General features: G+C 36.3%; 10 protein-coding genes. 1 reads left to right on the top strand and 9 read right to left on the bottom strand.

Going from position 1 to position 11,384, the window contains the following annotated elements; translation table 11 throughout:
• The first annotated feature begins 768 nt into the window (after positions 1–768).
• Positions 769–1,992, top strand: coding sequence for a tyrosine--tRNA ligase (gene tyrS / locus ACW6OJ_RS05440; protein WP_314495602.1), 1,224 nt, complete (start codon positions 769–771; stop codon positions 1,990–1,992).
• Positions 1,993–2,107: 115 nt separating this feature from the next.
• On the opposite strand, the gene ACW6OJ_RS05435 is transcribed toward tyrS, so the two are convergent.
• From ACW6OJ_RS05435 to ACW6OJ_RS05395, 9 genes are all read right to left on the bottom strand, one after another.
• Positions 2,108–3,265, bottom strand: coding sequence for a CD0519/CD1768 family membrane protein (locus tag ACW6OJ_RS05435; protein WP_456095969.1), 1,158 nt, complete (start codon positions 3,263–3,265; stop codon positions 2,108–2,110).
• Position 3,266: 1 nt separating this feature from the next.
• Positions 3,267–4,007, bottom strand: a complete 741-nt coding sequence (trmD, locus tag ACW6OJ_RS05430) for a tRNA (guanosine(37)-N1)-methyltransferase TrmD (protein ID WP_455104812.1) — start codon at positions 4,005–4,007, stop codon at positions 3,267–3,269.
• The gene (gene rimM / locus ACW6OJ_RS05425) at positions 4,007–4,525 is read right to left on the bottom strand and encodes a ribosome maturation factor RimM (RefSeq protein WP_455104813.1); all 519 of its coding nucleotides are present in this window, start codon (positions 4,523–4,525) and stop codon (positions 4,007–4,009) included. Before rimM ends, trmD begins: the two co-directional genes overlap by 1 nt.
• 96 nt (positions 4,526–4,621) lie before the next feature.
• On the bottom strand, positions 4,622–4,855 hold the full coding sequence (locus ACW6OJ_RS05420; protein WP_293430131.1) for a KH domain-containing protein: 234 nt from the start codon (positions 4,853–4,855) through the stop codon (positions 4,622–4,624).
• A 20-nt stretch (positions 4,856–4,875) separates the two neighbouring features.
• On the bottom strand, positions 4,876–5,148 hold the full coding sequence (gene rpsP / locus ACW6OJ_RS05415; protein ID WP_036762526.1) for a 30S ribosomal protein S16: 273 nt from the start codon (positions 5,146–5,148) through the stop codon (positions 4,876–4,878).
• Between the two features lie 62 nt (positions 5,149–5,210).
• Positions 5,211–6,569, bottom strand: coding sequence for a signal recognition particle protein (gene ffh / locus ACW6OJ_RS05410; protein WP_455104814.1), 1,359 nt, complete (start codon positions 6,567–6,569; stop codon positions 5,211–5,213).
• Positions 6,569–6,922, bottom strand: a complete 354-nt coding sequence (gene ylxM / locus ACW6OJ_RS05405) for a YlxM family DNA-binding protein (protein WP_007790391.1) — start codon at positions 6,920–6,922, stop codon at positions 6,569–6,571. Before ylxM ends, ffh begins: the two co-directional genes overlap by 1 nt.
• A gap of 159 nt (positions 6,923–7,081) precedes the next feature.
• Positions 7,082–8,011: a site-specific integrase gene (locus ACW6OJ_RS05400; RefSeq protein ID WP_455104815.1), complete on the bottom strand. Its 930-nt coding sequence runs from the start codon at positions 8,009–8,011 to the stop codon at positions 7,082–7,084.
• A 91-nt stretch (positions 8,012–8,102) separates the two neighbouring features.
• Positions 8,103–11,279: a type I restriction endonuclease subunit R gene (locus ACW6OJ_RS05395; RefSeq protein ID WP_456095968.1), complete on the bottom strand. Its 3,177-nt coding sequence runs from the start codon at positions 11,277–11,279 to the stop codon at positions 8,103–8,105.
• Between the last annotated feature and the right edge of the window lie 105 nt (positions 11,280–11,384).

The raw sequence follows: 11,384 nt of genomic DNA, 5'->3' as shown, positions 1-11,384 counted from the left end.
TTTACCTGTGCGGCTTCAATAGCCTTAATTAATTCGTTCATTTCTTCCTCCTAATATCATAGACGTACATAAATACTTGACCTTTGTAAAAGAGGTACGCCCGTACTCAATAACCATTACATTATACCCTTAGATAATAGTATTGTCAATACTTTTAATGCTATTTTATCATTTTTTCATAAAAAATTTTCTTGTCTATATTGCTTGGTTTTGAAAAAATAGGAAGTATACTTCAAATGCAAACTTAATAGCCGTATCAGTATATACAATCACTACTAGTAAATATTAGGAAAAATATATCCTACCATAATATTGAGAGTACAAAAAAATACCTAAATAAACCATTTATTTTCCACCTACAAAATAGGATAGAACTATCTATGAATTTCAAAAATATTAGGAATTATATTGACAATATCAGTAATAAGTGTTACAATTACTAATAAATTTTTAAGGGAGGTAACCAAAATGAAAAGAAACAATATAGACATTTCAACAAGCAAGTTAAATATGGCAATTTTTGGTTACGTTTATTATTATAAGAGTTAAGGGTCACATAGCAAAATCTAGTGGCTCTATTTCCATTGATAATAAAAGGAGCCCTAATACAAACTGATAATTAAGGCTTCTTACACAGGTGTAGGAAGCCTTTTATAATTTGCCCCACTTTTATTTTGTATTTATATAGTGTATAATATATGTGGACTTATTACAAAATTATATACTTATTTGATTTAGGAATATTATTTTTAAGAAAGAGGTGTACTAATGGGAGTTTTTGAAGAACTACAAGCACGTGGCTTAATTGCCCAAATAACAAACGAAGAAGAAATTAAAAATCTAGTAAATACTGGTAAGGCAATATTCTATCTAGGCTTTGACCCTACAGCAGACTCACTACATGTTGGTCATTTCATGGCCCTAGCCTTAATGAGAAGGCTACAGTTAGCCGGTAACAAGCCAGTTGTCCTAGTCGGTGGTGGTACAGGTTATATAGGTGACCCATCTGGCCGTACTGATATGCGTACTATGATGACACCGGAAACTATCCAGCACAACTGTGACTGTTTCAAGGTCCAGATGTCTAAATTTATAGACTTCAGTGATGACAAGGCTATTATGGTCAACAATGCAGATTGGTTACTTCAGCTTAACTATATAGAAATGTTAAGAGAGGTTGGTCCACACTTCTCTGTTAACAACATGCTAAGGGCTGAATGCTACAAGAACAGGATGGAAAAGGGCCTATCATTCCTTGAATTTAACTACATGGTAATGCAGTCATATGACTTCTACCACCTATTTAGAGAATACGGATGTAACATACAGCTAGGTGGTAACGACCAGTGGTCTAACCTACTTGGCGGTACTGAATTAATCCGTAGAAAGCTAGGTCAAGATGCCCATGCAATGACAATTCCTCTACTTACAAAGGCAGACGGAACTAAGATGGGTAAAACTGCAGGTGGAGCTGTATGGCTTGACCCTAACAAGACTTCCCCATTTGACTTCTACCAGTACTGGAGAAATGTAGATGACGCTGATGTTATCAACTTCATCAAGAAGTTAACTTTCCTATCACTTGAAGAAATCAAGCCTATGGAAGCCTGGGAGGGTGCCAAGTTAAACGAAGCAAAGGAACTACTTGCTTATGAAATGACTAAACTAGTCCACTCTGAAGAAGATGCCAAGAAGGCTCAGGAAGCATCTAAGGCCCTATTTGCTGGTGGTGCAGATGATTCTAATATGCCTACTACTGAAATAGACCCAACTAAGCTTACTGATGGTGTAATAAATGTTACTGACCTAATGCTAGAATGTGATCTAGTACCATCTAGGAGTGAAGTAAGAAGGCTTGTTCAGCAGGGAGGTCTTACGATTTCTGACAAGAAGGTTGATGACCTTAACCTTACAATCAGCCTAGATGACCTTAAGGAAGGTGTTATAATTAAGAAGGGTAAAAAGAAATTCCACAAGGCCCTTGTTAAATAGCCCCCTCTAGCAAGAAAAATCTATACATAAATTAGATAAAAGAAAGGCTATGCTCTAAATATAAGATTTTAAGCATAGCCTTTTTCATGTCTAATTAAGTTTTAATAAATTGTCTTTAGTGGGCAATTAGCATAAATATTATGTGAGCAGAAATACCTGCACACAAACCTCCTATTGTGTGGGCAAGGATTGCCTTACCTGCTAGGTCTCTTGACTTTAGGGCATCCATCATACCTATATGAGTACTTAGGTAGCCTGACCAACACATACCCATTGCTGTAAATACAGCTATATCATTTGGAGCTATTGCCCCGTTTTTAATAAACTCTGGTACTAGTGAGATAGCCGCTCCAACTGCTCCTAGGGCTGTTATTGGGAAGGCTATAGCCTCTGGTGACTTGAATCCAAATAGTGGTTCAAGTATAAAACTTATCTTCTGTCCTATATATGGAAGCAACTTTACACCCTCATAGGCAGCGCCTGTATATCCCTTTTCTCCTGGTCCAAAAGTTAGCATCATAACTAGGGTACAAACGATTAAAACACCTGGTATAATAGCTACACCCATTTCAACACCGTTCTTACCACCCTCTAGTAATGAGTCTAGAACTCTCTGGAATAGGTTACCTTCTCTTACTAGCCTAAACTCTGCCTGACTATCCATGTCAGCCCCACTTAGACTTTCATCATATGGCTCCATGGCCTGGGCACCATAGTACTTTTTAGTCTGTCTTAACATTAGTCTAACACTTATAATAGAACCTATTATAGCTCCCACATTACCTATTAAGGCTGGTACTATATATTCCTTACCCTGGGCTATCATAAACGTTGTAACTATAAGACCCATACCAAAAGCTGTACCTATGTTACAAAGGGCTGGTACCTGGTATTTCTTGAAATACTGTGTAAATGTCTTATCCTTAGCGAATGGTATAATTGCTGGGTTATCAGATAGGTATGTAGCAACAACACCAGTTATACTTGCTCCTGGTAGGCCCCAAATTGGCTTCATCAAAGGTGCAAATATTTTGTTGATCAAGGCTATAGCCCCAAATTCTGATAGTAAACTACTGATAGCACCCGCTAGAACTGCCATCGCCATTATTAAAAATACTGTATTCAGTAGGAGGTCATGAGCTGTAGCCATCATTGTCTTAAACATTGGTCCTACACCCATCACACTACCTAACCAAGAAAATCCTCCAATAAATATCGTTAGAAAGACAAAGGTCTCTATACCTATCGCCTTAACTTTTTTTCTATTTTCCATATTAATCCGCCTTTCGAGTTCGTCTCTTTTTTTTATTATCTTCCCTGTGAGAGGCCTGGTACTTGTCCCATAAATCTGGCCTCCTATCCTTCGTTATCTTCTTAGACTCTTCTAGTCTCCACTTGTCTATGTTACCATGATTGCCTGACACTAAGACAGGTGGTACTTCCACCCCCCTAAAGTCTCTGGGCCTAGTATACTGGGGATACTCAAGTAGATTATTCTCTAAGCTTTCATCCTCAAAGCTCTCATTCCTATTTAAAACACCTGGTATCAACCTAGATATGGCATCAATCATGGTCAGGGCGGGGAGCTCTCCTCCAGTAAGTACATAGTCACCGATTGATATTTCTTCAGTAACTATCATATCTATAACCCTCTGGTCTATGCCCTCATAGTGGCCACACAGAAAGATACAGTCATCAGAATGCGCAAAGTCCTTAGCCATTTCCTGGTTAAATATCCTACCCTTAGGTGAAAGATATATAACTCTAGGCTTGTCTAGACCGTAAGTATCAACTATATGCTCATATGTGGAAATAATAGGCTGGGCTGTCATCACCATGCCTGCCCCTCCCCCAAATGGATAGTCGTCTACCTTCTTATGCTTATTTTCCGAAAAATCTCGAATATTAAATAAATTAATCTCTAAAATTCCATTGTCTATTGCTTTTTTTATCATGCTTTCCCCTATGTATGCAGCAAATATATCTGGGAAAAGTGTCATCACGTGTATTCTCATTAGTCCAAAAGTCCCAGTATAGGCTTGATCTTCATCAACCTATTTTTTGTGTCAATATCCGGCACAATTTCGTATGTTGCAGGGATAAGGTACTCCTTAGAATCCTCTCCCTTAACCACATATACGTCATTTGCTGCATATTGCAGAACATCGACTAATTTTCCAACCTTTTGACCATCTAGGGTCTCCACATCCATACCAATCATATCAGCTATAAAAAATTCATCCTCATCCAGTTGATATGATTTGTCCCTATCGACAAATATAAACTTACCAATCAGGGCCTGAACCGATTCAATAGTGTCATAGCCTTTCAACTTAACAACTATAGAATTGTTGGATGCAGTTACAGCTCTTTCTACTAGGTACTTGTGTTCCCTATCATTGGCTATAAAAAAGTATTCAAGGTCCTTGAACCTATCTATCTTGTCTGTATGGGGGTATATTTTAATTTCTCCTTTTAAGCCCCTGGTAGTCACTATCTTACCTAGCTTAAAATATTCCAATTTATCAGTCACTTAATTACCTCCTAGCACTTCTGTTAATGCTTTCCTCTTAAATAAGCCTAGTCACTAAGATAAATATATTTTTTAGTAAAAAAGGATTAGGCAAGCCTAATCCTCTACTATTTCTAATGTTACATTTACTTTCTTCTTGTTGGACACTGATTTTAATACAGTTCTTATTGATTTAGCAATTCTCCCCTTCTTGCCGATTACCTTACCCATATCCGAGTCATCAACCTTTAGCTTAAGTAGGATCTCCTTGCCGTCCACAATTTCTTCGACTAGCACTTTATCAGGATTGTCAACAAGAGCTCTTGCTATTCCTTCTACTAGTTGTTTCATATTATCGTCTCCACCAAAAATTACTTAGATTCTTTAGCTGCTTCAAACTTTTCAATTATTCCGTTTGATACGAATAACTTCTTAACAACTTCAGTAGGCTGCGCACCTGTTACCAACCACTTGATTGCCTTTTCTTCGTCAATCTTAACCTGCTTAGGTTCTGTTAATGGGTTATAGTATCCTATTTCTTCAATAAATCTACCGTTTCTCGGCGATCTAGCATCTGCTACTATTACTCTGTAAAAAGGTCTCTTATGAGTTCCCATTCTTCTTAATCTTATCTTAACTGCCATTTCAAAATACCTCCAAAAATTTAATATTAATATAATTTATTCTAAACAATGAATATGCTAACCTAGAAAGGTAACTTAGGCATACCAGGGAAACCACCCTTTTTCATCTTGCCCATCATTCCACTTGACTGGAACATCTTCATCATTTTTTTCATTTCATTAAACTGCTTAATCAGTCTGTTCACATCCTGGACACTAGTACCACTACCTCTTGCTATCCTCTTCTTTCTAGAGGCATTTAGAATCTGTGGATTCCTTCTCTCCTCTAGGGTCATGGACTGGATAATAGCCTTAGTCCTATTTATTTCCTTGCCCTTGCTGTCCAGGTCACCTATCTGACCCTTTAGGTTACCCATACCAGGCACTAATTCTAAAAGCTTGTCTAGTGGGCCCAGGTTTTGAACCTGTTCTAGCTGCATCAAGAAGTCTTCAAAGTCCATTTCATTCTTCTTTAACTTCTGACCTAACTCCTTGGCCTTTTCCATATCAAGGGCTGATTCAGCCTTTTCTATCAAACTTAGTACGTCTCCCATACCAAGTATTCTAGAGGCCATCCTATCAGGATAGAAAGGTTCCAAGTTATCAAGCTTTTCTCCCATACCTATAAACTTGATAGGCTTCTGTGTTACAGCCCTTATTGATAAGGCTGCACCACCCCTGGTATCACCGTCTAGCTTAGTTAAAACTACCCCGTCAACACCAAGTATCTCATTAAAACTCTCAGAAACATTTACAGCATCCTGACCCGTCATTGAGTCAACTACCAATAAAATTTCCTGAGGATTTACCTGAGTTTTTATATCTTTTAACTCCTGCATCAAGACTTCATCAACATGTAGTCTACCTGCTGTATCTATAATAACCACATCATTTGAGTGGCTCTTAGCATGTTCAAGGGCTTTTTTGGCTATCTCCACTGGTGAAACCTGGTCTCCCATAGTAAATACTGGTAGGTCTAGCTTTTCACCCACAACCTGAAGCTGCTTAATGGCTGCTGGCCTGTAAACGTCACAGGCAACCAGTAGTGGCGACTTGCCTTCCTTCTTTAGGTAACCACCCAGCTTACCAGAAGTTGTAGTCTTACCTGCACCCTGTAGACCAACCATCATTATAACAGTCGGTGGCTGTGGTGAATATGTAAGCTTGCTCTGTACATCCCCCATAAGGGCTGTAAGTTCTTCATTTACAATCTTTACCACCATCTGACCTGGTGTCAAGCTCTTTAGTACCTCTTCGCCTACACAACGCTCTTGGACAACCTTCACAAAGTCCTTTACAACCTTGAAGTTAACATCCGCCTCCAAAAGGGCCATCTTAACTTCTCTCATGGCTGTCTTAACGTCAGCCTCAGTCAGTTTTCCCTTAGACCTAAGTTTTCCAAATGCGTTTTGAAGTTTATCTGATAATCCTTCAAATATCATTATATCAACTCCCTAATCTTGTCAATTAATTCTATAAGCTGACTTGATTCCTCAAGGTTACCACTTTTCTTGCCTAAGTTTTCTACCTTATCAGCTAGCTTGTTAATCTCTTCATCTATATTCTTGAACTTTTTTACCATACCTAGCTTGGCCTCATAGTCTCTTAGAGACTTCTCCGACCTCTTCAAGGAATCAAATATGGACTGCCTAGATGTCCCTAGTATATTACTGATCTCTCCTAGTGAGTAGTCCTCTTCATAGTACATAGACAAGATATCCCTTTGCTTGTCTGTCAACAAGGGACCGTATTGACTATACAGTATTTCGATTTCTACCATCTTTTGAATATCCATACTGCCTCCTATCTGTAAAGGTCTTACACTTTACATAAGTAATATGATAAACCAAGGTTTATAAAAAGTCAAGCATTTTAAGAAAAAAGTGTAAAGTATTTTACCTTTACACTTTTTTGGTGTTTGGTTTTACCAACGTAAGCCATTATATTTTTTATACTAGTTTAAAACTGATAATGAGCGCATTACCAAATCAATATCCCTATTTTCCAACTCCTGAATAATGTGTAAGTATGTTTTTTGAGTCGTGTTCATACTAGAATGTCCTAAGCGTCTTGCAACACTAGCAATAGAAACTCCTGCAAACAAGAGTATTGATGCATGAGTATGCCTTAGCCCATGAATTGAAATTACAGGTACATTTGCTCTTTTGCAATATCTAGATAATATATCATTAACAGTCGAATTATAAACTTTTCCTTTTACAAATATTGGCTCCTCTTCTGATAAGCCTTTAATTAGTTCAGAAAATTGAATTACCATTTGCCAATCAATCTGAACTTTTCTAACTGATGACTTGTTCTTTGTCGGCATAAATCCCCCTTCACCCTTATAGTTCCATGTCTTACTTACAGAAATTGACTGATGTGCAAAGTCAAAATCCTTTGGTGTTAGGGCAAGTGCCTCTGAAAACCTTAAACCTGTCTTAGCAACAAGTAATATAAACCAATCCCAACTTATCTCAGAAGATAGGTTGAGTGTAGAAATAAGCGTATGTAATTCAAACTGGTTTAAGTATTTTATTTTCTTATTCTCGCTCGGAGTCTTGCCTTTAATTATGGCCTTCCTAGTTGGATCTCTGTCAATCAAGCCTTCATCAACAGCATCTAAAATGGCCCCCTTTAATTGGTGGTGAAAATCCATAGTTGTTTGTCGCTCATGAGTTATAGCATAGTCATTTAAAATCTGTTGGTATGAAATTCTGTTGAGTCCAGATAATTTCAAGTCTGGAGCAAGTTTTTTAAGCCATCTTTGAGTCATTTTATACTTATCTAAGGTTACATCCCTAATAGCGCCTTCCTTATATACAGAAATCCATTTTTCGTAATAATCACAGAATAACTCTGTATTTTCTTTCTTATTTTTCATTTTTTCCTCCCATTTATAGAAAATGGCTCACGTTGACAAGGAAAATGCCCTATTATTTTTTTGAAATAACTAAAATGTCTGATGTTACTAACTAGATATCAATACCACCCTTTAAAATAAACTCACGAATCAACTTGTCAGCCTTAATATTTGCTCTAGCTTTGCTTATTTCAATTCCCTCTTTCTTTTGGAAATAAGCCTTTACTTTATCTTTATCCTTGGTAGCTTTCAAGATTTCGAGTCTTCCAAACTCATCTATGGTACTTTCAGTCAATTTTAAGTCCATCATGGTCCTAAGCTTTTCTTCATCTAAACCTAGTGCCTCTGCAAATCTATGGATTTGGTCATTCTTTGCCTTAAACTGATAGTCAGTTATGTAATCTCTAAAAGTTTTACCTTCTTTAAGGAATACATCACCTCTTTGTAGGTCATGTAGAAAAATATTTGCATATTTTTGTTCTTCTTGATTTAATGTTGCAAAAGTATTATGAAGGTCATTTAATGCATCTTCCTTAAATTCCTTCGATATCTCATCATTATGTAATACCTTTATATACTTTTCAAACCTGCTATTCATATAGTCAGAATCTATTCTTCCTGTATCAATTTCAGTGATGTATCCTTCAAGATAAAATGGTACATCTTCCTTAATTGATTCAGAATCATTACGATGTATTTCTTTATATCTCTGAACTAAAACAAGATATTGTGTTTCGTCAAAATCCAGTGTAACTAGATCTTTTTCACCATTTTCTTTTTCAATTTCACATGAAGGATTTGACCACTTGAATCCCTGTATCTTTGCTGCCTCTAAATGCTCATTCAGTGTTTTGAATAGAGAAGCAAACTTGGCAACAACCCTTTTATCATCTGGAAGCTTTGAAAAGTCCGCCCTATTTGCATTTTTGAATAATTCGTTTATATCAGCAAATAATACATTCATTTTTTCTATATTCTTGTGTATCTTATTTACAAAAAGCCCTATAGATTTATTTCCGGAATAAAGACTTACTGCTTGGTTTATATTTCTTTCCATTGTATGAGGTTTTCTATAATACCTAATCGTCCCAAATGGTTTATCTGGCCCAAATAGCCTATTAGTCCTTGAAAATGCCTGTATTAAGTTTTCATACTCCATCATCTTATCGATATACAAAGTATTCACCCACTTTGAATCAAAGCCAGTGAGCATTTGATCTACAACTATTAGGAGGTCAAGCTGCTTATCAGGTTGCCTATCAATAGCCTTATAGTATTCTTTATGTGCCAATCTCAAAGCAAGGTCCTTTTTAAAGGCCGCATGTGTTCCTAGAGAAAAATTTTGTTCATATCTCTTATTATAATCATCTATAATTTCTACTAGACCATCTTGTTTATACTGTGCTTTGTCGCGTTCTTTTTCAGAAATACCCTTAGCATCAATATTGGGGTCAAATAGGCATGTTGTCTTCAACCAAGGCAACTTTTCTTTAAATAAATGATAATATTCTATTGCCTCCGGTATACTACTAGTTGCCAAAATAGCATGAAATTTCGACCCTCGGCTTAAATCGAACCACTTATCCGCTATATCCTCTATAACCTTGTTTCTATGCTCTGATATTGCATATTGTGAATTAGGTAGAAAGTCTTCAATACCCTTGATATATTTGCCATCATCATTAGTGTAGCCAGCCATTTTAACTTTTGAAGAATCCATATAGTCAAAATATATTTCTTTTTTTCTTTCATCGAAGTTTATATCTTCACGATCCTTGACTTTTGCCCTTTCCATTGCAACACTTCGACGTACATCACTATCTCTAAAGGTCATGACTTTATATATATCAAATCCAAGGACATTCTTATCCCTTATACCATCAGCAATACTATACCTATGAAGTTCGTCACCAAAAACAGAAATTGTAGTACTCATTTTCTTTTCATTTTCATCCTGTATAGGTGTTCCCGTAAATCCAAAGAAAACAGACTTTGGAAAAGTATTTTTAATAGTTTGAAGCATTTCTCCAAAAGTTGACCTATGTGCCTCATCCACTATAAATACAATACGTTTTTTATTGATTTTTTCTATATCATCAGCTTTAAGTCCCTCTTCTTCGTCCTTTATCCTACTCATCTTTTGAATAGAAGTAACAATCAAGGTATCAAGGTAAGAATCACTCTTTAGTTTGGAAATAAGTGTATAAGTATTTTCAGTAGACTTTACACTAGACTCTTCATTACTTATCCCCTTAGATTCTCCAGCGAATCCACGGTATTCACCCAAAGACTGAGTCCCTAGTTCAATTCTATCCATTAAAAATACAACTTTATCTGCTTCTTGTGAATCAGCAATAAGTTGGGCTGACTTAAAACTTGTCATTGTCTTACCAGAACCAGTCGTATGCCAAATAAAGCCACCACGCTGGTTGCTTTCATCCCACTTAATCTTTGCTACTTTATCTGAAATTGCATTTGCAGCATAATATTGGTAACTACGCATTACCTTTAAAATACCATCTGATTCATCAGCAATTGTATAAAAACCAATCAATTGGTGAGCCATTGGAATAGATAATAATGAGGATGCTATTTCCTTCCAATCATTTATAGGTTCATTATTAAAATCTGCCCACTTAAAATAATAGTCTGAGTTAAACCTTCCATCTGGTCCTGGATTCGCAAAATATCTAGTTTCATTAGGAGTCATAGCCACAAAGACTTGAACAAGGGAAAATAAACCTGTAAATATTCCTTCTTTTGAGTACTTTTCAATTTGATTACAGGCTTGACTGACCGGAACACCACTTTTCTTTAGTTCAATATGAATTACTGGCATACCATTAATTAATAGCATTAAGTCTCCACGACGGTCATTCAATATCTTTGTCTTACTTGGAAATACTGGTTGCTGAACAATCTGATACCTACTTTGACCTGCTGCTATTTCTCTTCTATCATATATCTTTAAACTAATTTCTTTACCAAGGTGTTCTAAATCATCAGGGTTATCTCTTTTTATGGATACAGTTTTTCCGTTTATAAATTCATTGAGTTTTATAGGTGTACGCAAGGAGTTAATTTGTTCTAAAATCTGTTGCATTTCACCTTCAGTCAAGGGATAATTATTCAACCTATCGATACCACGGTTATTATCGAACAGTATATTTGCCCAGTTTTGTAATAGCTCAGATTCTGTGGGATATTTTATAACATCCTTTTCCCATCCCTTGTTAGATAAGAGGTTTATTAACGTTTCCTCAAAGTCTGATTCGTATTTAAAGGTCATATTTTCTAACTCCTTCCGTTTTTTTGTTGTATTTTTTATAAAAAGTCCATTTTCCATTGATTGTTTGATTTGTTTTAGTAATTTTAGCTTACACTGATGAAGGGT

The sequence above is a fragment of the Peptostreptococcus sp. genome (assembly GCF_977045075.1).
This window is presented reverse-complemented; position numbering and strand designations above follow the sequence as displayed.